Origin of the sequence: Agrobacterium sp. AGB01, from assembly GCF_014851585.1 — a bacterium.
Classification (GTDB): domain Bacteria; phylum Pseudomonadota; class Alphaproteobacteria; order Rhizobiales; family Rhizobiaceae; genus Agrobacterium.
In genome coordinates, this window is sequence record NZ_JACVAB010000002.1 from 370,474 (window position 1) to 390,130 (window position 19,657).

At 53.2% G+C, this 19,657-nt stretch carries 18 protein-coding genes; 11 read left to right on the top strand and 7 right to left on the bottom strand.

Translation table 11 applies throughout. The annotated features are described in order from the left end of the window. Positions 1-24: 24 nt before the first annotated feature. Positions 25-729: a response regulator transcription factor CtrA gene (gene ctrA, locus IB237_RS08510; RefSeq protein WP_192488220.1), complete on the bottom strand. Its 705-nt coding sequence runs from the start codon at positions 727-729 to the stop codon at positions 25-27. A gap of 439 nt (positions 730-1,168) precedes the next feature. On the opposite strand from ctrA, the gene IB237_RS08515 reads away from it, so the two are divergent. Next, positions 1,169-1,519 carry a flagellar export protein FliJ gene (locus IB237_RS08515; RefSeq protein ID WP_192488221.1) on the top strand — a complete coding sequence of 117 codons (351 nt, stop codon included), beginning with the start codon at positions 1,169-1,171 and terminating at the stop codon, positions 1,517-1,519. Between the two features lie 327 nt (positions 1,520-1,846). Here the strand turns inward: IB237_RS08515 and IB237_RS08520 are convergent, their stop codons facing one another. Further along, a complete protein-coding gene (locus IB237_RS08520) occupies positions 1,847-2,128 on the bottom strand; it encodes a GNAT family N-acetyltransferase (RefSeq protein ID WP_192488222.1) in 282 nt (93 codons plus the stop codon). Positions 2,129-2,401: 273 nt separating this feature from the next. Then, positions 2,402-2,677: a DUF1153 domain-containing protein gene (locus IB237_RS08525; RefSeq protein WP_027675777.1), complete on the bottom strand. Its 276-nt coding sequence runs from the start codon at positions 2,675-2,677 to the stop codon at positions 2,402-2,404. A gap of 532 nt (positions 2,678-3,209) precedes the next feature. Between IB237_RS08525 and IB237_RS08530 the strand changes: the two genes are divergently transcribed. Further along, positions 3,210-3,899 (top strand): LuxR C-terminal-related transcriptional regulator, encoded by a 690-nt coding sequence (locus IB237_RS08530; RefSeq protein ID WP_192488223.1) that lies wholly within the window; start codon positions 3,210-3,212, stop codon positions 3,897-3,899. Positions 3,900-3,962: 63 nt separating this feature from the next. Here the strand turns inward: IB237_RS08530 and cysQ are convergent, their stop codons facing one another. Further along, on the bottom strand, positions 3,963-4,754 hold the full coding sequence (gene cysQ / locus IB237_RS08535) for a 3'(2'),5'-bisphosphate nucleotidase CysQ (RefSeq protein WP_192488224.1): 792 nt from the start codon (positions 4,752-4,754) through the stop codon (positions 3,963-3,965). Between the two features lie 383 nt (positions 4,755-5,137). Between cysQ and IB237_RS08540 the strand changes: the two genes are divergently transcribed. The 7 genes from IB237_RS08540 (at position 5,138) to IB237_RS08570 (ending at position 11,861) form a co-directional block, all read left to right on the top strand. Further along, positions 5,138-6,040, top strand: coding sequence for a branched-chain amino acid ABC transporter permease (locus IB237_RS08540; RefSeq protein WP_192488225.1), 903 nt, complete (start codon positions 5,138-5,140; stop codon positions 6,038-6,040). A 4-nt stretch (positions 6,041-6,044) separates the two neighbouring features. Next, positions 6,045-7,442 carry a high-affinity branched-chain amino acid ABC transporter permease LivM gene (livM, locus tag IB237_RS08545; protein ID WP_192488226.1) on the top strand — a complete coding sequence of 466 codons (1,398 nt, stop codon included), beginning with the start codon at positions 6,045-6,047 and terminating at the stop codon, positions 7,440-7,442. 20 nt (positions 7,443-7,462) lie between these two features. Next, positions 7,463-8,308 carry an ABC transporter ATP-binding protein gene (locus tag IB237_RS08550; protein WP_371815269.1) on the top strand — a complete coding sequence of 282 codons (846 nt, stop codon included), beginning with the start codon at positions 7,463-7,465 and terminating at the stop codon, positions 8,306-8,308. Next, the gene (locus IB237_RS08555; protein ID WP_192488228.1) at positions 8,308-9,036 is read left to right on the top strand and encodes an ABC transporter ATP-binding protein; all 729 of its coding nucleotides are present in this window, start codon (positions 8,308-8,310) and stop codon (positions 9,034-9,036) included. Before IB237_RS08550 ends, IB237_RS08555 begins: the two co-directional genes overlap by 1 nt. A gap of 331 nt (positions 9,037-9,367) precedes the next feature. Continuing rightward, positions 9,368-9,721, top strand: a complete 354-nt coding sequence (locus IB237_RS08560; RefSeq protein WP_192488229.1) for a DUF6867 family protein — start codon at positions 9,368-9,370, stop codon at positions 9,719-9,721. Positions 9,722-9,840: 119 nt separating this feature from the next. Next, the gene (locus IB237_RS08565) at positions 9,841-10,959 is read left to right on the top strand and encodes a branched-chain amino acid ABC transporter substrate-binding protein (protein ID WP_192488230.1); all 1,119 of its coding nucleotides are present in this window, start codon (positions 9,841-9,843) and stop codon (positions 10,957-10,959) included. Positions 10,960-11,135: 176 nt separating this feature from the next. Then, positions 11,136-11,861 (top strand): polysaccharide deacetylase family protein, encoded by a 726-nt coding sequence (locus IB237_RS08570; RefSeq protein WP_371815270.1) that lies wholly within the window; start codon positions 11,136-11,138, stop codon positions 11,859-11,861. A 12-nt stretch (positions 11,862-11,873) separates the two neighbouring features. Here IB237_RS08570 and IB237_RS08575 read toward each other — a convergent pair whose 3' ends face one another. The 3 genes from IB237_RS08575 to IB237_RS08585 form a co-directional block, all read right to left on the bottom strand. Next, positions 11,874-12,800, bottom strand: a complete 927-nt coding sequence (locus tag IB237_RS08575; RefSeq protein WP_192488232.1) for a response regulator transcription factor — start codon at positions 12,798-12,800, stop codon at positions 11,874-11,876. Continuing rightward, a complete protein-coding gene (locus tag IB237_RS08580) occupies positions 12,793-16,188 on the bottom strand; it encodes an ATP-binding protein (RefSeq protein ID WP_192488233.1) in 3,396 nt (1,131 codons plus the stop codon). The genes IB237_RS08575 and IB237_RS08580 overlap by 8 nt, the downstream gene beginning before the upstream one ends. Positions 16,189-16,314: 126 nt before the next feature. Next, positions 16,315-17,349 carry a glutamine synthetase beta-grasp domain-containing protein gene (locus IB237_RS08585; RefSeq protein WP_192488234.1) on the bottom strand — a complete coding sequence of 345 codons (1,035 nt, stop codon included), beginning with the start codon at positions 17,347-17,349 and terminating at the stop codon, positions 16,315-16,317. A 497-nt stretch (positions 17,350-17,846) separates the two neighbouring features. On the opposite strand from IB237_RS08585, the gene IB237_RS08590 reads away from it, so the two are divergent. Then, entirely contained in the window at positions 17,847-18,047 is a 201-nt protein-coding gene (locus IB237_RS08590) for a DUF2735 domain-containing protein (RefSeq protein WP_192488235.1), read from the top strand. 222 nt (positions 18,048-18,269) lie between these two features. Beyond that, on the top strand, positions 18,270-19,559 hold the full coding sequence (urtA, locus tag IB237_RS08595) for an urea ABC transporter substrate-binding protein (RefSeq protein ID WP_192488236.1): 1,290 nt from the start codon (positions 18,270-18,272) through the stop codon (positions 19,557-19,559). The last annotated feature ends 98 nt before the right edge of the window (positions 19,560-19,657 follow it).

Here is a 19,657-nt window from a genome sequence, read left to right on the forward strand (position 1 = left end):
GCTTTTGCATTGGGGAATGCGGTATCAGGCAGTTTCAAGATATTCTGTCGCGCCATCCGGCTCGCGCAGAACGTAACCACGACCCCACACCGTTTCGATGTAGTTCGCGCCGCCTGCGGCATTTGCCAACTTCTTGCGAAGTTTACAGATAAACACGTCGATGATCTTCAGTTCAGGCTCATCCATACCGCCGTAAAGGTGGTTCAGGAACATTTCCTTGGTAAGGGTGGTGCCCTTGCGGAGCGAAAGCAGCTCCAGCATCTGGTATTCCTTGCCGGTCAGGTGAACACGCTGGCCGCCGACTTCTACAGTCTTGGCGTCGAGGTTCACGATCAGCTCGCCAGTTGCGATGATCGACTGGGCATGGCCCTTCGAACGACGCACGATAGCGTGGATACGGGCAACAAGCTCATCCTTATGGAATGGCTTAGTCATGTAGTCGTCTGCGCCGAAGCCGAGACCACGTACCTTGTCTTCAATGCCGGCCATGCCGGAGAGAATAAGGATAGGTGTCTTCACCTTGGACAGGCGAAGTGTTCTCAAAACTTCATAACCGGACATGTCCGGAAGATTGAGGTCGAGAAGAATGATATCGTAGTCATACAGCTTGCCTAAATCCACGCCCTCTTCGCCGAGATCGGTCGTATAGACATTAAAGCTTTCTGACTTCAGCATTAGCTCGATGCTCTGAGCTGTCGCGCTGTCGTCTTCGATGAGTAGAACCCGCATAATTATCCCCTTTGCCGCCCGCCGGAAGGTAAGTGCCTTGCGCGATACGGATCCAGACGTTGCCTGATTTGCAGGCTGCCATCAAATGGTTAACAAATTCTAATCGCCTCTGGCAAGTGTATCGAATTTGTTAAATATAAATGGCACGCCACTGATTTTCCATATGAATCCACCATCGCCAACATTGAATCTTAACATGAGGATATCGTGCTAAGTGATTCAACCGACTCGTACATTGTCGCGTCCAAATTTTTGGACATGGCATTTACCGACCCTTAAATGATCGTCGTTATCATTAATGATGCCCGTAAACGAAAGGTTAACGCGGACGTTTTTTTATTAACGTCTTGTTATTTTTTTGAACGATTTCGGCTCACACCGGCATCAACGGGTTAAAATTGTCTTGAACCGGGGTTTCGACATCCACGGAGTATTGCGTATGAAGTCGCGTGACAGCCTAATTCGCCTGAAGGAATTTCAGGTCAACGAGAAACGCCGCCAGTTGCAGCAGTTGCAACTCATGATGGCGGAGTTCGACCGGATGGCTAAGGAACTGGTTCACCAGATCAGTCTTGAAGAATCCAAGTCGGGTATTACGGACCCAACACATTTTGCGTATCCGACCTTTGCCAAGGCGGCACGTCAACGTGCTGATAACCTTCAGGTTTCCATTCGGGAACTGAGGGTACAGCAGGAGGCGGCCGAAGCATCGCTTGAGGAAGTCGTGGCCGATTATGAAAAGGCTGCTGCTCTCGAAAGCCGCGATGGCGCCATGCGGGCACGGGCATAAGCCACCTTTATTTGCTGGAAAAACGATAAATCCGTTTTCTCGCAAAGGCTGTACTGATGACTATTTTCAGGCAGGCGCCTTCATCGAAGGCGCGTGCCTGAACCCATTTTGGGATTCTTTTATCATTTTCGCGATGAAAGTGATTCGTTTGGCGCGCGCTGGCGATTTTTGTGATGCTTCAGCCGAGAACCCGACCTTGGATTTGCGTTCCGGGGCCATCTATAACGGTTAACGCGCCGCTGAAATGGTTAAGACCTGACGACCAGCGATGCGAATGTTGGGTTTTAAATCCAAAAAAATGGCAATTTTTATGCACCTGAAATCTGCTTAACCGGAGATGACGTCGTTCCATTCTGGGTGACGAAGCACCTGCGCTTTGAAAAAAGGGCAAAGCGGCATTATTTTCCAGCCACCTTTTCGCGCCTCTTCGATTGCGTGCGCTGCCAATGCCTGGCCAACGCCCTTGCCACGAAGTTCGTCGGGAACACCGGTGTGATCAAGAATGATTAACTTTTCCGATGCGCGAGAATAGGTCATCTCTCCAGTATGGCCCTCAAGCGTTGCTGTGTAGAGACCTTTTGAGCCCGTTTCACTGCTTTTGAATTCCATCATCTTCTCCCGCTTAACGTTTGTGATGGCGTAGGTATACCATGCCACATGAGCAGCAGACGGGAAAAGGTGACCGCAGTTTGTGAACAGTGATGTTACAATTTGGCATGTCCAGCTTGTGCTACGCCGCTGACTGCCGTGGGTAGGGAGCGCGAGGCGAGCCATTCTTACGGCGGCTGAAAACAGATACGCCACGGTGCATGTTTTGAAACATGCCGTGGCGCTATCTTGTATAATGGTCTCGATGCGGCTTAAGCCGCAACAGGACTTTAACTAGTGACGGTACTGCTGGATGCGCGTGGTGCGCAGACCTGCAAGGCCGTGATCGGAAATCGAAGACTGCCAGGACAGGAATTCTTCAACCGTCAGCGTATATCGCTCACAGGCTTCTTCCAGGCTCAAAAGCCCACCCCGAACCGCGGCAACTACTTCTGCCTTTCTACGGATCACCCAACGACGGGTATCAGCCGGAGGAAGGTCGGCAATTGTTAGCGGGCTGCCATCTGGGCCGATGACATATTTTACTCGTGGACGTATCATTTCGGTCATTGGACACTCTATACAAACTCAAGACCATATAGGATCAACCTAGCGCGCTAACTTTAAAAAAGAACTAAGCTGTTCGAGAGAATTTGTTAACAATTTGAACTATTTCGGGTGTTCTGTGAGGAAAACGGTTCAAATCTGGCCGAAAGAATACGGTCGTGTCAAAAAAGCGCAGTCTTTGTCGTGCCAATAAAAAGGCACAACTTCGACATAAACCCCGCCGGATATATCTGCGTCTGCTGATTTAAGTATTTCTTATTTGTTGTTTCTGGCGATTACTGTAATTGTAATATATTCGAATGTTTTAATGTTATTATTCTCATGCGTGCAGTATGGTCGGTTGCACAGCGATTCCGTGTACTGTTCCAACCGATATGCCAATGCAAAAATCCAGCACCATTTTCAAATGTGAATTTCCAGACGCTTTTATAGAGGGGAGAAGAAACGTGTCGGGCAACGTTTCAACGACTGATGCAATTGATATGGCAGTTCAGGGTTTGTTTTCGTCGGAGTGCGGGGTGTGACCGGGGCCGTGATGACAGACAAGGGCGATAGCGAGTTTGCAAACCGTTTGGAAAGTGACCTCGCAGACTTATGCAAGAGACATGGCTTTGACCGTTATATTCTGACGGCTTTTCCACGGGCGGATAAATCCGGCTTCCGGGACAATATCGTTCACAGCAACTGGCCGACGGGGCTGGTAAATGCCTATTCGCTCAGTGATGCGTTTCGGAGCAGCAAGCTGATTGCCATGCTGAAGCGCAAGGTCGTTCCGGTGTTGCTACCAGGTTTGTGTTTCTGGCAGGACGAGAATGGTCGTGATGTGGCCGATCTTGGCAAGGAGTTTGCCCGGTTTGGTTACGCCAATGTCCTGGCCTGCTCACTGCATGACGCACATATGAATATCTATGTGTTGGCTCTCAGCAGCGACGCTGTCGACTCGACGCAGCCGGATATGGCGGCATTATATTTTGAAGCTGTGGAGATTCTGGACAGGGCATCTGGCGACAGTCTGTTGCAGGCTGGGCCACGGGAAAAACTGACGGCTCGTGAAATTGAGTGTTTGCGTTGGTCTGCTGCCGGTAAAAGCAGTGAAGAGATCGCCATCATTCTCTCCATTTCCAGCCATACCGTGATCAGCTACCTGAAAAGCGCCATGCGCAAGCTTGAGGCAGTCAACCGCATGCAAGCGGTGGCGCGCGCCTATCGTTATCGATTGCTGTGAATTTGGTGACGCGCAGGACGGATGATTGGAGCAATCAACCGTCCTTGCTTCTCAAAGCAATAATCAGGTGTTTTCCGCCATGGCGGGCGTGCCCCAGGCCACGAAATGGCCGTTGGCAAGACCTTCTTCCGTGCAGATCTTGGGCAGATAGACCAGTGGGGCACCTTCCGGTGTTACTGTGATGCCGCCGGCCGCGCGCAAGATGGCGTCACCTGCCGCCGTATCCCACAACATGGTACGGCTGAACCGTGGGTAAACATCGGCCTGACCTTCGGCAATAAGACAGAATTTCAGCGATGATCCGACCGAATTGAAGTTGCGAATGCCGTGCTGTGTGACGAAAGCTGTCGTTTCCGGCGTGCTGTGCGAGCGACTGATGAGCGCCATCATCGCGTCAGGACAGCTTCTCGTGTTGATCTCTTCCCGCGAGACGATGTTGAAATCCTCGTCGAGTGTGAGCTTTTCGGCAATACCTTCGTGACCGGTCCAGAGTGTTCTGAGCAGAGGCGCCAGCACCACACCGATTACCGGTTTTCCATCGCGAATCAGCGCAATATTGACGGTGAAATCGTCGTTTCCGGCGATGAACTCCTTGGTGCCATCAAGCGGGTCGACCAGAAAGAAATCGCCGCCGGATATTTCCGGCATGATGCCAGATGATACGGCCTCTTCGGCAATAACCGGAATAGTGGGAAATGCCTGTTCCAGCGCTGCCAGAATAACGTCTTCGGCACGCTGATCCGCCTCTGTGACGGGGGAGCAGTCATTCTTATAGAGCACATGTGGCCCAGCCGTGTGGATGGCCATGATTTCTCGACCTGCTGCAAAGGCTGCGTGTGTCAGATGCTCCAGCATTTTGACGATGTGTCCTCGGGTTCCCAGCGTTGTCTCAGATATATCGCATTCATTTCAAGTATTTACGATATATAATATTGATAAATACAGCATTAAATTGTGTCTGGAAATGGTACGGGTATCATTTCGAGTTATGTTAAGTGATAACGTTGTATTACACTGCGAAATGAGTGGTTTTTGCTCAGCTTCTGCCGAATTCCTGCTCTTTGTGATCCCAAATGCGGCAGTGAATATGAAAACTCCAAATATTTGGCTGAAATTTTCCTTTTGGGCTTCACATTTCTTTCGAACGCGTTATGCATTTCATACGGATCTGTCTTACAGGATCGCGGGAACGTAATAAAAGAGATGTGCTCCTTTAGAGGGTGCATCCGGGGGAAAATATGGAGTATTTTATCCAGCAGCTCATAAACGGGCTGACTCTTGGTTCTATCTATGGCCTGATCGCAATTGGCTATACGATGGTTTACGGCATTATCGGCATGATCAACTTCGCCCATGGCGACATCTTCATGCTGGGTGGCTTCGCAGCCCTTATCGTCTTCCTCATTCTCACATCGTTTTTTGCCGGTATTCCGGTGGCGCTGCTCCTTCTTCTTATGATGGTTGTTGCGATGCTGATGACCGGTTTGTGGAACTGGACGATTGAGCGCGTGGCTTACCGGCCGCTGCGTGGTTCCTTCCGCCTCGCACCGCTGATCACCGCGATCGGCATGTCGATTGTGCTGTCCAACTTCATTCAGGTTACACAGGGTCCACGTAACAAGCCGATCCCGTCGCTTGTGACAGATGTCTTCCACTTCGGCGCAATCACCATCTCGTTGAAGCAGCTTATCATTGTGGCAGTCACATCCGTGCTGTTGTTCGTGTTCTGGTATATCGTCAACAAGACACCGCTTGGCCGTGCGCAACGTGCAACCGAGCAGGACCGCAAGATGGCGGCACTTCTGGGTGTCGATGTAGACCGCACCATTTCGATTACCTTTGTTATGGGCGCTGCTCTCGCAGCCGTCGCTGGCACGCTGTACCTCATGTATTATGGTGTTGCCTCGTTCAATGACGGGTTCATTCCGGGCGTAAAGGCGTTCACGGCTGCGGTTCTTGGTGGCATTGGCTCACTGCCAGGCGCTGTGCTCGGTGGTCTTCTGATCGGACTGATCGAAAGCCTTTGGTCTGCCTATTTCTCGATTGCCTACAAGGATGTTGCAGCTTTTGCCATTCTTGCATTCGTTCTGATCTTCAAGCCTACGGGCATCCTCGGACGTCCCGAAGTCGAGAAGGTATAAAAACATGGCAAATTTTGGCTCTGAAACAAAATCCTCCAGCCCCGATCTTACGGTCGTGGCGCTGAAGGAAGGCCTCTACGCGGGCTTGATTTCCTTCGGCATGTTCCTGCTGTTCGTTGGTATTCGTACCTTTCAGGATATCAATAACGCACTTGTCTGGGAGACCCGTTGGGACCTCCTGGCGATTTTTGTCGCCATCGCTGCTGTCGGTCGTTTTCTGGTTGTTGGTTTTATCAAGCCAGCGCTTGATTCACGTAAACTGAAAAAAGCACGCACTGGCGTACTGGATATCACTGAAGAAAAAAGTGATTTCCAAAAGTATTTTCTGAAGATCGCGCTTGTTGCGTTGCTTCTCTACCCACCTGCTATGGTCGCAATTAACGGCTTCCAGGGTTCACTGAAATACGTTGATAACTTCGGCATCCAGATCCTGATATACGTCATGCTGGCATGGGGCTTGAATATCGTTGTCGGTCTGGCCGGTTTGCTCGATCTGGGATATGTGGCGTTCTACGCGGTTGGTGCCTATTCCTACGCACTGCTGTCCAGCTACTTCGGCTTCTCGTTCTGGCTGCTCTTGCCAATGTCCGGTATTCTGGCGGCGTTTTGGGGTGTTATCCTCGGCTTCCCCGTTCTGCGCCTGCGTGGTGACTATCTAGCCATCGTGACACTTGCCTTCGGTGAAATCATTCGTCTTGTTTTGATAAACTGGACAGATGTGACCAAGGGCACGTTCGGTATCTCGAGCATCGCCAAGGCATCGGTCTTCGGCATCTGGTCGTTCGATACCGGTGCGCCGAACAACTTCGCCAAGGCTTTTGGCCTGTCGATGTCGTCGGCCTATTATAAAATCTTCCTGTTCTACGTCATCCTGGCGCTTTGCCTTCTGACTGCCTACGTCACGATCCGCCTGCGTCGCATGCCGATCGGTCGTGCATGGGAAGCCCTGCGTGAAGATGAAATTGCCTGCCGCTCGCTTGGTATCGATACGGTTGCGACCAAACTCACCGCCTTTGCAACAGGCGCGATGTTTGGTGGTTTTGCCGGTTCATTCTTCGCAGCTCGTCAGGGGTTCGTATCGCCTGAATCCTTCGTGTTCCTTGAATCTGCGGTCATTCTGGCCATCGTGGTTCTCGGTGGCATGGGATCACTCACCGGCATTGCCATTGCGGCTGTGGTGATGGTGGGTGGCACGGAAGCGCTGCGCGAAATGGAGTTCCTCAAACATTTCTTCGGAAATGACTTCACGCCCGAACTCTACCGTATGCTGCTGTTCGGTCTGGCAATGATTATCGTGATGCTGTTCAAGCCACGTGGTTTTGTGGGTTCACGCGAACCAACTGCCTTCTTGAAAAAACGCAAGGCTGTCTCCGGCAGCTTTACGAAGGAAGGTCACGGCTGATGGCATCCGGAGCAAGTTCCATGAAAAAAGATACGATACTGAAGGTCGAGCATCTCTCGATGAAGTTCGGCGGCTTGATGGCCATCAACGATTTTTCCTTCGAAGCCAAGCGTGGTGAAATCACCGCGTTGATCGGGCCGAACGGCGCTGGCAAAACAACGGTGTTCAACTGCATCACCGGTTTTTACAAGCCGACAATGGGCATGATCACCATGAACGGGAAGGAGGGGCAGCAGCACCTTCTGGAACGTTTGCCGGATTTCGAGATCACCAAAAAAGCAAAGGTTGCGAGAACCTTCCAGAATATCCGGCTTTTCTCCGGTCTGACGGTGCTCGAAAACCTGCTGGTTGCGCAGCACAACGTGCTGATGAAGGCATCCGGTTACACCATTCTCGGCTTGCTAGGTTTCGCGGCTTACAAAAACGCTGCAGCCGATGCCATCGAGAAGGCAAAGTACTGGCTCGACAAGGCCAATCTGACGGATCGTGCTGATGATCCGGCAGGTGATCTTTCCTATGGCGCGCAGCGTCGTCTGGAAATTGCCCGTGCCATGTGCACCGGTCCTGAGCTGTTGTGCCTCGACGAGCCGGCCGCTGGTCTGAACCCAAAGGAATCTCTGGCACTGAACGCATTGCTGCGTGGCATTCGCGATGAAGGAACATCGCTTCTGCTGATCGAGCACGACATGTCGGTGGTTATGGAAATTTCCGACCATGTGGTGGTGCTTGAATACGGTCAGAAGATTTCTGACGGGACGCCGGACCATGTCAAGAATGACCCCAAGGTCATCGCCGCCTACCTCGGTGTCGAGGACGATGAAGTGGAAGAAATTATTGCTGAAGAACTTGACGGGGGAGCGGTCTGATGTCCGGTGAATCCCTTCTTAAAGTCCAGAATGTTGAAACCTATTACGGCAATATCCGTGCGCTCGCCGGTGTCGATATCGAGGTGAACAGGGGCAAGATCGTCAGCCTTATCGGCGCTAACGGTGCTGGCAAATCCACGTTGATGATGACCATTTGCGGTAGCCCACAGGCCCGCTCCGGTTCGGTCATATTCGATGGCGAGGACATTACCCGTGTTCCAACACACCTGATTGCGCGCAGGCGTATTGCGCAGTCTCCTGAAGGTCGTCGCATTTTTCCGCGCATGACAGTTCTGGAAAACCTTCAGATGGGCGCTGGTCTGGATAATCTGAAATACTTCAAGGAGGATGTGGAGAAGATCTTTGTGATGTTCCCGCGCCTGAAGGAACGTCAGAGCCAGCGTGGCGGTACATTGTCGGGTGGTGAGCAGCAGATGCTGTCCATCGGCCGCGCGCTGATGGCCCGCCCGAAATTGCTGTTGCTGGACGAACCTTCACTGGGTTTGGCGCCACTGATTGTGAAGGGTATTTTTGAAGCGATCAAGAAACTGAACAGGGAAGAAGGTCTGACCGTGTTTCTTGTCGAACAGAACGCTTTTGCTGCCCTCAAGCTTTCCGACCGCGCTTATGTGATGGTGAACGGCAAGGTAACCATGAGCGGTTCCGGCAAGGAACTTCTGGCCGATCCTGAAGTGCGTGCGGCCTATCTGGAAGGTGGCCGCCACTGATATGCGTCACGAAAACTTTTGGCGGTTTTCAAGACGATAAAAGGTGAGGCAACGAGATTTTGAACGGCGAGATTTCTACGAAGTCGCCGTTTTAAAAAAGAAATTCAGGTGTCGCCAGCCATCAAAAAGAAGCTGGCACCCCTGCAATCGGAATGGTGTTTCTCTTTCTGAGAAATGTCATGCCGCAAAATACTTTCCCGTCTTTGGCCTCAAAGCTGGCAACAGATTTGAAGGGGTGGGAAATGGAATTCCCGGTCTGCAAGGACCGGTTTTAAAATAAGAATAACGGAGCGTCTGTCGTAAGGGCGACCGCGCTAAAGGGGAAAACGAAATGCAGGGACTTTTTTTCGAAACAGATACGATGCCTCGTTACATCTTGCGGGCATTGGTTCTGCTTCTGGGGTTCTGGACAGCATGGCGGACCGGCAAGTCGGTAGCCGATAGTTGGGGCGAAATGCCTCGGGTCATCGTCTATACGTTACTTCTGGGCTTCGCCATGCGCTTTTTGCATCACGCGCTGTTTAACGGCCCGATGCTAAATGGCTTCTACTACACAATCGATGTGGTGTTGTTGCTTGTTTTTTCCGTTGCCGGTTTCCGTACTCGCAGAACGAGCCAAATGGTCAATAACTACTATTGGCTGTACGAAAAAAGTTCTGCTTTTTCCTGGAAGAAGAAAGATTGACAGGGCAGGGTCTCTGACCTCAGACTGCTCGCAAAGGTGGAACAGCTTTCCTGTTTAGTGATGATGGGGCTGGACAGGTGAACAACAATACCCATCCAAAAGGAACTGGGAGTAACATAATGAAGAAGTCTCTTCTTTCCGCAGTAGCGCTGACTGCAATGGTCGCGTTCAGCGGCTCTGCCTGGGCTGATATTCTCGTCGCCGTTGGTGGCCCGCTGACTGGCCCGAACGCAGCGTTCGGTGCACAGCTCCAGAAGGGTGCCGAGCAAGCGGCAGCAGACATTAATGCCGCTGGCGGTATTAACGGCGAACAGATCAAGATCGTCCTTGGTGACGACGTGTCCGACCCCAAGCAGGGCATCTCCGTTGCCAACAAGTTCGTTGCTGACGGCGTGAAGTTTGTTGTTGGTCACTTCAACTCGGGCGTTTCGATCCCGGCTTCCGAAGTGTACGCAGAAAACGGCATTCTCGAAGTGACGCCTGCTGCGACCAACCCGGTTTTCACCGAACGCGGCCTGTGGAACACTTTCCGTACGTGCGGTCGTGACGACCAGCAGGGCGGCATTGCCGGCAAGTATCTTGCTGACCACTTCAAGGATGCAAAGATCGCCATCATTCACGACAAGACCCCATATGGTCAGGGCCTTGCCGACGAAACCAAAAAGGCTGCAAACGCTGCCGGTGTGACTGAAGCCATGTACGAAGGCGTTAACGTCGGCGACAAGGACTTCTCCGCACTGATCGCAAAGATGAAGGAAGCCGGCGTTTCCATCATCTATTGGGGCGGCCTGCACACTGAAGCTGGTCTGATCATCCGTCAGGCTGCCGACCAGGGTCTGAAGGCAACGCTCATTTCGGGTGACGGTATCGTGTCCAACGAACTGGCCTCGATTGCTGGTGACGCTGTTGAAGGGACCCTCAACACATTCGGTCCTGATCCAACCCTGCGTCCTGAAAACAAGGAACTGGTAGAGAAGTTCAAGGCTGCCGGCTTCAACCCTGAAGCTTACACTCTGTACTCCTACGCTGCGCTCCAGACGATTGCTGAAGCTGCCAAGGCTGCCGGTTCGACCGACGCTGAAGCTGTTGCCGAAGCAATGAAGAAGGGCACGTTCAAGACCGTTCTTGGCGATATCTCCTTCGACGAAAAGGGCGATCCAAAGCTTCCTGGTTACGTTATGTACGAGTGGAAGAAGGGTCCGGACGGCAAGTTCAGCTACTTCCAGCAGGGCAGCTAGGTTTCTGCTAATACATCCAAGAAGCCCGGCAGAGATGCCGGGCTTTTTGCTTTTGAGGGCACAGAATAGCAGCTGGTTTCTGACTTTCCTGCGCACCAGATTGTTTTTGCCACAAAGGCGACATTGTCGTTGCAATGAATGTGGAGGGGACAACTAACGGGAGAGATTCGATGGTGATGCGGCGACTTTTTACAGTCGGTTTGGTTGTGCTTGGGCTGGGCGGCGGTCTGTTTGGCCTTTACACACTTGGCAATTCTCGCACCACACAGTTGTTTGGCGAGATTTTCGCCCGGGTCGAAACCAGCAAGCCCCTCGTTGCCCTGACATTTGATGATGGTCCGACCGTTCGTTTCACACAGGATGTGCTGGACTTGCTGAAAGAGCATGATGTCCCGGCAACGTTTTTCCTGACCGGCAGGGAGATGCAGGAAAATCCGGCGCAGGCGCGGTCGATTGTCGAGGCAGGGCATCAGGTGGGCAATCATTCCTACACGCATTCCCGCATGTTGCTGACTGGGCCTGCAACCGTTGCCGACGAAATTGAGAGGACCGACGCCGCTATCCGCGACGCTGGCTATCAAGGTGAAATTGATTTCCGCCCTCCCTATGGCAAAAAGCTGGTGACCTTGCCGTGGTATCTATCGCAGAATAATCGCAAAACAATCACCTGGGATATAGAGCCGGAAAGTTATCCTGACATTGCGGGCAATGCTGATGCTATGGCTACGCATGTGCTTGAAAAAGCGCAGAATGGGTCGATCATTTTGCTGCATGTGATGTATCGCAGCGGAGAGGCAAGCCGTGCGGCCGTGCCGAAGATTGTTGAGGGTCTGAGACAGCGCGGTTTTGAATTCGTGACCGTTTCGCAGCTACTCGCCAGCCGTGCTGACGAGGCACCCTAGACTTAGGAGGGCTCAGCCGTTGTTATGGATGACCTGCGTTGCTTTCACAGCCGCTGATGCGCGGTTTTCAACACCAAGCTTCACATAGATCTGCTCCAGATGTTTGTTCACCGTGCGGGCAGACAGGCCGAGTATATCGCCGATGTCGCGATTGGATTTACCCTTGGCAATCCACAATAAAACTTCGGATTCCCGCAACGTCAGGCCAAAATGTTGCCGCAGCAAGGCATCGGCTGGTTTGTCATTGGTTGCCATCAGGCGGAACAGATATTCGTCAGCCCCCATTGCTCCCAAAAAGGTAAGCTGCAGGATCGCCTGCCCATTGTTAGAAATGCTTAAGGCTGCATCCCGCATGTGCTGGGCGCGGTCGGGAGAGCCAAGCCAGGTGGCAATTTCGGCAGAGATAATTTCCAATCCGGTATCACTGCCCGTTGCTGCGTTGATCAGCCGTGTCGCCTGCGGTGTTGACCAGTGGATTGCACCATTGGCCCTCACTGCCAACAGATGGCGTCCGGCGGCATCCAGTGCCACACGGGCACTTTGGGCTGAGCGGGCATTGGACAAGTGAACACGAATGCGGGCGCGCAATTCGTCGATATTGATTGGCTTTGTCAGATAGTCGACGCCGCCGGAACCCAATGCGTGCACCACATGTTCGGTCTCCGTCAGGCCAGTCATGAAGATAACCGGCACCTGTGCGACCGAGGCGTTTGCCTTGAGACGACGGCAGGTTTCAAAACCGTCTATCGAGGGCATGATCGCGTCCAGCAGAATGATATCTGGGGTAATGCGTTCTACGATATTGAGAGCTGCCTGACCGGAGGTGGCGATCAGGACGGAGAATCCGGATTGCTCCAGTGCCTCTGTCAGAAAGCCCAGGGCCTCCGGGCTGTCATCCACCAGCAGCACGATATCGCGCGGGTTCATCGGCTCAGTCATCCGTGCCCGTCCTTTTGTCTTCGAATTTCTTTATAAAGGCCGCGTAACCCGTAAGGTCGAAAGCGCGTACGAAGTTGCGGGCTTGTGCGGTAAACGGCAAATTTTCCTGGGTGCGGTCAAGATCATCCAGCTTGGCCTCGATGCCGCGGATGTAGCCAATTTCCCCAAGGCGTAACAAATCCTGCAGATGAACGGAAGCCGGTGCCTTCAACGGGGCTGGCGGAGCTGTCGAAACAATGACCGTGGAAAGGTCTTTTTCATACACCCAGTGCAGGCCCAGATGCACGGCGAGGCGGTCACAGAGCTTGCGAATGTCGACCGGTTTGGCAATGGCATCATTATGGCCATCGGTACCCGCGCCAATAATGGCCGTGTCCCCAATATTGGCTGACAACATGATGATTGGGGCGGTCTGGCCGGCATCGCGCAACTTGGCGACCAGTTGCCAGCCGTTCATGCCCGGCATGGAAATGTCGATGGGGAATGCATCCGGACTTAATCCTTCGATGAGAGTCAGGCAGTCCGGACCACTCTGGGCAGTTAGCACCACAAAATCGAGCGGAGACAGGACTTCCTGCATCAGGTCTCGGTGGTCCTCATTATCATCCACCACCATGATAGTCCGACGAGGCCCGGCGTAGGACACGATCTTCTTTTCAGCGGCCGGTGCCGTGCTCGGGCGGTCGATGGCCGACAACATAAGACGCACGCGGAATGTCGAACCTACATCCTTTTCGCTGGTGGCGGAAATCTCGCCGCCAAGTGTGTTGGTCAATAGCTGGGTGATGGTGAGGCCAAGGCCAAGACCGGGCATGGGTTTGATGTTGTCCGCTTCACCGCGCTGGAACGGTTCGTAGATACGCGCCAAATCCTTGGGGGAAATACCGCGTCCGCTGTCCGTCACCGTGAAGGTGGCGACCTGGCTGCGATAGGCAACCTCGAAGGTCACGCTGCCTGCATCGGTGAATTTAATGGCATTGGACAGAAGGTTGACGAGGATCTGGCGCAGACGTTTTTCATCGTTGCGCACATATTGCGGCAGTGACTTTGCCCTGATGTGATGAAATGTCAGCCCCTTGGCCTGCGCCTGCGGGCGAAACATATCGACGATTTGATCCAGAAAATCCTGGATATTGATTTCGTTGGAGTAGACCTGCAGGCGGCCAGCCTCAATCTTGGAAATATCCAGCAGGCCATCGATCAGTCCGGACAAGTGGTCTGCCGAACGTTTGATGACCTTGATGGCAGATTGGCGCGGCGCCGGGATGGTTTCATCCCGTTCGAGAATTTGTGCGTAACCCAGCACGGCATTGAGCGGCGTGCGCAGTTCATGACTGAGGCCAACCACATACCGACTTTTGGCGCGGTTTGCCGCCTCGGCTGTTTCCTTGGCGGTCTGCAGCGCGGCATCTGTTTTGCGGTGGGCGGCAATTTCCTTAAGCAGCAACGTGTTTTGGCGCGATGATTCTTCTTCCGCGACCACGCGGCTGTCGTGGGCAAGGACCAGAAACCAGCAGACGATGCCGGCAATGACTGCAAAAACAAAAAACACGATGAGAATGGTGCGGTTCACGACATCAGCAGTTTCCGGTGATGCTGTGGCGACCTGATGGGCAATCAACGCCAGAATGCCGCCAAGGGCTGCGATGGCCAATGCTGCTGACATGCCATAGCGACCAAGGCGCGTGGCAAGTTTGGCCACCAGCTCATTTGGCAGGAAGGACTTGGCGACCGTCGCTACCTGATAATTGAGCTTTGCCTTGGGTTTGCACATGTCATGACAACGGCTGTCCAGCGAACAGCAGAGCGAACAGATCGGTGCGGCATAGGCAGGGCACCACGCCATGTCCTCCGGCTCAAATGGGTGCTCGCAGATAGAGCAGGTAATGCTGCTTTCTTCATGCCATTTCTGGCGCGGCTTACGAGCGAGATAAAACTTTCCCTTCGTACCCCACGCAATCAGCGGGGAGGCGATGAAGGCAACCACCAGCGTGATGTAGGGTGCAAGTGAAGCTGCCATTGAGCCGAACAGGCCAAAATGGGCGGCAAGTGCAATGGTTGCTGACAGCATCATGCTGCCGACACCAACCGGGTTGATGTCGTAGAGGTGGGCGCGCTTGAATTCGATACCGGGTGGGGCGAGGCCAAGTGGTTTGTTGACGAACAAGTCGGCCGAGATCGTGCACAGCCATGCCATTGCAACAATGGAAAAGATGCCGAGCGTTTCTTCCAGCAACTTGTAAATGCCGAGTTCCATCAGCAGCAGGGCGATGGCAACGTTAAACACCAGCCACACAACGCGACCGGGATGGCTATGGGTGAGGCGGGAGAAGAAATTCGACCACGCCAGCGATCCCGCATAGGCATTCATGACATTGATCTTAAGCTGCGACACCACCACAAAAGCCACCATCAACAGCATGGCAGCATTTTCGTTCGGGATCATGTAGCCAAAGGCAGTGAGGTACATTTGCGACGGGTCGGCCGCCTTGTCCACCGGCACGCCTGATGACAGGGTCAGAACGACAAGGAAGGAGCCGGCCAGCAGTTTTGGCACCCCCACCACGACCCAGCCGGCACCTGCCAGAAAAACAGCGATGCGATGCCGCAATTTGCTTTGGCCCTCGGCGGGCAGGAAGCGCAAAAAATCGACCTGTTCGCCGATCTGGGACATCAATGCCAGAATGACGGCGGAGGCGGCACCAAATTCAACGAGATTGAACCGCGCAAACTCTCCAACTGGTGCCGGTGTGTGGTGGATGCCGGAAAAGGCCAGCCAAAGATCGAATTTGCCCCAGTCCAGAAAAGCAATGAAGATAAACGGCAATGTGTTCAGGATGATCCAGAATGGCTGGGTCATGATCTGGAACTTGCTGATCAACCGCACACCGTGGGTCACTAGCGGTATGACCATGACGGCCGAAATGATGTAGCCGATCCATAATGGAATGCCGAGTGCCAGTTCCAGCGCACCGGACATGATGGATGCCTCGATGGCAAACAGCATGAAGGTGAAGGCGGCATAGATCAGCGAGGTTATCGTCGAGCCGATGTAGCCAAAGCTTGCACCGCGGGTCAGAAGGTCAATATCGACGCCGTGGCGGATGGCGTAACGGCTGATCGGCAGGCCGACAGCCAACATGGCGACAGCCGCGACTATGGTGGCAAAAAACGCATTGGTCGTGCCATAAGACAGTGTGATCGCACCGCCGATGGCTTCGAGAGCCAGGAAGGAGATTGCGCCAATGGCGGTATGGGAAATTCGGTTTGATGAAAACTGCCGGGCGCTTTTTGCGGTAAAGCGCAACGCGTAATCTTCCAGCGTCTGGTTGGCGACCCAACGGTTATATTCACGTCTGACGGGAATGATGCGTTGTCGTGCGGCCATGCCGGATTTCATAGCCTCCGAAACTGTTATCAGAGTTTGTGGTCGTTGCGTTTGTCTGCAACGCAGTCTGTCTGTGCAGACACAAAAATGGCGTCGTCCGGATCGAACGACGCCATCATTTTTATCTTAGGCCGCAGCCGACTTTGCAGTCGGTACTTCTGCGATCGTCTTCAAAACGACAGACGCGATCTGGTAAGGGCAACCCTGCGAGTTCGGACGGCGATCTTCCAGGTAACCACGGTAACCGTTGTTGACGAAGGAGTGTGGAACGCGGATCGACGCGCCACGATCAGCGATACCGTAGGAGAACTTGTTCCATGGGGCTGTTTCGTGCTTGCCGGTCAGACGTAGGTGGTTGTCTGGGCCGTATACGTCGATATGCTCCTGCCAGTTCTTGGAGAACGCAGCCATGAGGGCTTCGAAATATTCCTTGCCGCCAACTTCGCGCATGAACTTGGTGGAGAAGTTGCAATGCATGCCCGAACCGTTCCAGTCGGTGTCGCCGAGCGGCTTGCAATGGAATTCAACGTCGATGCCATACTTTTCGCAAAGGCGCAGAAGCAGGTAACGAGCGATCCAGATCTGGTCAGCGGCCTTCTTGGAGCCCTTGCCGAATACCTGGAATTCCCACTGACCCTTGGCCACTTCGGCGTTGATGCCTTCGTGGTTGATGCCTGCTTCGAGGCAGAGGTCGAGGTGTTCTTCAACGATTTCGCGGGCGATGGAACCAACGTTCTTGTAGCCAACGCCTGTGTAGTATGGGCCCTGCGGAGCTGGGTAGCCCTGCTCAGGGAAGCCGAGCGGACGGCCGTCTTCGTAGAAGAAGTATTCCTGCTCGAAGCCGAACCATGCATCTTCGTCGTCGAGGATGGTCGCGCGGCTGTTGGATGCGTGTGGCGTAACGCCATCTGGCATCATGACTTCGCACATGACGAGCGCGCCGTTGGTACGGGCCGGATCAGGATAAATGGCAACTGGCTTCAGAACGCAATCCGAGCTGTGGCCTTCGGCCTGCTGGGTAGAGGAGCCGTCAAAGCCCCAAAGCGGAAGCTGCTCGAGTGTCGGGAATTCGTCGAATTCCTTGACCTGCGTTTTGCCACGCAGGTTTGCTACCGGCTTGTAACCATCGAGCCAGATGTACTCGAGTTTAAACTTAGTCATTGCGAACCTCTCATAGGTAATAATGCGAAGCCTTGATATCCCCTGACCTGTTCAGGCCGCAGGGAAACCGCTTTCGCTTTCAAGGGCTGCCTATACACAAGCACGCGGCGTGCCAGTTTGAATTTGGTTGGCGGAACGGCTGCAAAATTCTTTTGGGAGAGTGGATTCGTGTGCGGTGGAACGACTGGTTAAGCTGTTCGTTTAACGGAAGCGACAAATCGTAATTCCCTGCAAATATGAAGTTTTTATAAAGGGAAGGGCGCTATTATGACGCTTCGGACCGGAAATTTGCCCGCAGCGGCGCTTTTTGCGTCAGGAATGACCGATTTTAGGTCGTTAGCTGCATAAAGACTACTCTTTCCCGTCTTTGATTTTTTGAATGCCTATTTTTTAATCTTTTTGATTTTTTTTTAATCGACACGGTGAAATTTCGATCCTGATGCGCTATATTAGGGTGAAGCAAGATGCTGAGGTGTTTTTAACGAAGAGAGAATATCATGAGAAATGAACCGCAAATGGAAAGTGCCAGAATTTATCAGTTTCCCGTCGGTGGTCGTGCAGGCTACAACCGCTTCCGCAAGGACGGGTCTGTGCACCCTGAACCTCATGCCACTCCCATGCCTCAGGTCGACTTCGATAGCTGGTATCACCAGGAAGCCATCCTTGAGACATCTACAGATCCAAAACCGCAGAACTAAGTTCCACAATTAAGTTCTCTGTAAACGAATAGTGTCCCTACCTTCCCCGCTGCTTTTTGCGGCCTTCTTGATGGCTGAGTTTTCTGCCTTCCTGTTTCGCCACCCTGCATACGTCAATTGACGTATACGGTTTTGCGGATGTGCGTTTGATAGTTCCCCACGGCGGCAGTCAAAAAGGCTGCTGGTGCCTTTTAAGGCAAACCATAAGAGGGGTTCGATCAGATGACATTCAGAACAAAGGTTACAGGTGCGCTGCTTGGCGCAATCCTGTCCACCACAGCCTTCCACGGCGCGTTTGCTGCCGACGACACAATCAAGGTTGGCGTCCTCCACTCCCTTTCCGGCACCATGGCGATCTCCGAGACGACGCTGAAGGATGCCATGTTGATGCTCATTGAGGAGCAGAACAAGAAGGGTGGCGTTCTCGGCAAGAAACTCGAAGCTGTTGTTGTCGATCCGGCCTCCGACTGGCCGCTGTTTGCCGAAAAGGCACGCCAGCTGATCAGCCAGGACAAGGTTGCTGCCGTGTTCGGTTGCTGGACATCGTCTTCGCGCAAATCCGTTTTGCCGGTGTTTGAAGAACTGAACTCCATCCTGTTCTACCCGGTTCAGTATGAGGGTGAAGAATCCTCGCGTAACATTTTCTATACCGGTGCCGCACCAAACCAGCAGGCTATTCCTGCCGTTGATTATCTCGCTAGCACCGAAGGCGTTGAGCGTTGGGTTCTGGCCGGTACTGACTATGTCTATCCGCAGACCACCAACAAGATCCTCAAGGCCTATCTTGAATCCAAGGGCGTGAAGTCTGAAGATATCATGGTCAACTACACGCCATTTGGTCACTCCGACTGGCAGACCATTGTTTCCGACATCAAGAAGTTCGGTTCGGCTGGCAAAAAGACCGCCGTTGTTTCCACCATCAATGGCGATGCCAACGTACCGTTCTACAAGGAACTGGCAAACCAGGGCGTCAAGGCTGAAGACATCCCGGTCGTTGCCTTCTCGGTGGGTGAAGAAGAGCTGGCCGGTCTCGACACTGGACCACTGGTTGGCCACCTTGCTGCCTGGAACTACTTCCAGTCCGTCGATTCCGAAGTCAATGCAGAGTTCATCAAGACCTGGCACGCCTTTACCAAGAATGACAAGGGCGTCACCAATGACCCGATGGAAGCGGCCTATATCGGCTTCAGTGCATGGGTAAAGGCTGTTGAGGCCGCTGGCACGACCGAGACGGATGCCGTTCTCGACTCGATCATTGGTGTATCGGTTCCAAACCTCTCCGGCGGTTACTCCACCGTCATGCCGAACCACCACATCACCAAGCCGGTGCTGATTGGCGAAATCCAGGCCGATGGCCAGTTCGATATCGTTCAGCAGACCCCACAGGTGGTTGGCGACGAGTGGTCCGATTACCTGCCAGACAGCAAGGACCTGATCTCGGATTGGCGCAAGCCAATGGAGTGCGGCAACTTCAACGTGGCCTCGGGCAAGTGCGGCGGCAAGGGCAGCTGATAAACGAAAAATGCGGATGCCGATCAACGTGAAGTTGGTCGGCACCAAGCACATAAACCGGGCGAGGCCCGCTGATGACGTCTAAGGGGGAAGCCCCT

Coding starts and splice junctions, on each gene's coding strand:
- livM (WP_192488226.1), top strand. CDS start 6,045: ATGGCAAATTTTGGCTCTGAAACAAAATCCTCCAGCCCCGATCTTACG.
- IB237_RS08530 (WP_192488223.1), top strand. CDS start 3,210: ATGACAGACAAGGGCGATAGCGAGTTTGCAAACCGTTTGGAAAGTGAC.
- IB237_RS08555 (WP_192488228.1), top strand. CDS start 8,308: ATGTCCGGTGAATCCCTTCTTAAAGTCCAGAATGTTGAAACCTATTAC.
- IB237_RS08550 (WP_371815269.1), top strand. CDS start 7,463: ATGAAAAAAGATACGATACTGAAGGTCGAGCATCTCTCGATGAAGTTC.
- IB237_RS08585 (WP_192488234.1), bottom strand. CDS start 17,349: ATGACTAAGTTTAAACTCGAGTACATCTGGCTCGATGGTTACAAGCCG.
- cysQ (WP_192488224.1), bottom strand. CDS start 4,754: ATGCTGGAGCATCTGACACACGCAGCCTTTGCAGCAGGTCGAGAAATC.
- IB237_RS08560 (WP_192488229.1), top strand. CDS start 9,368: ATGCAGGGACTTTTTTTCGAAACAGATACGATGCCTCGTTACATCTTG.
- IB237_RS08565 (WP_192488230.1), top strand. CDS start 9,841: ATGAAGAAGTCTCTTCTTTCCGCAGTAGCGCTGACTGCAATGGTCGCG.
- IB237_RS08525 (WP_027675777.1), bottom strand. CDS start 2,677: ATGACCGAAATGATACGTCCACGAGTAAAATATGTCATCGGCCCAGAT.
- IB237_RS08520 (WP_192488222.1), bottom strand. CDS start 2,128: ATGGAATTCAAAAGCAGTGAAACGGGCTCAAAAGGTCTCTACACAGCA.
- IB237_RS08575 (WP_192488232.1), bottom strand. CDS start 12,800: ATGACTGAGCCGATGAACCCGCGCGATATCGTGCTGCTGGTGGATGAC.
- urtA (WP_192488236.1), top strand. CDS start 18,270: ATGACATTCAGAACAAAGGTTACAGGTGCGCTGCTTGGCGCAATCCTG.
- IB237_RS08590 (WP_192488235.1), top strand. CDS start 17,847: ATGAGAAATGAACCGCAAATGGAAAGTGCCAGAATTTATCAGTTTCCC.
- IB237_RS08570 (WP_371815270.1), top strand. CDS start 11,136: ATGCGGCGACTTTTTACAGTCGGTTTGGTTGTGCTTGGGCTGGGCGGC.
- IB237_RS08515 (WP_192488221.1), top strand. CDS start 1,169: ATGAAGTCGCGTGACAGCCTAATTCGCCTGAAGGAATTTCAGGTCAAC.
- IB237_RS08540 (WP_192488225.1), top strand. CDS start 5,138: ATGGAGTATTTTATCCAGCAGCTCATAAACGGGCTGACTCTTGGTTCT.
- IB237_RS08580 (WP_192488233.1), bottom strand. CDS start 16,188: ATGGCCGCACGACAACGCATCATTCCCGTCAGACGTGAATATAACCGT.
- ctrA (WP_192488220.1), bottom strand. CDS start 729: ATGCGGGTTCTACTCATCGAAGACGACAGCGCGACAGCTCAGAGCATC.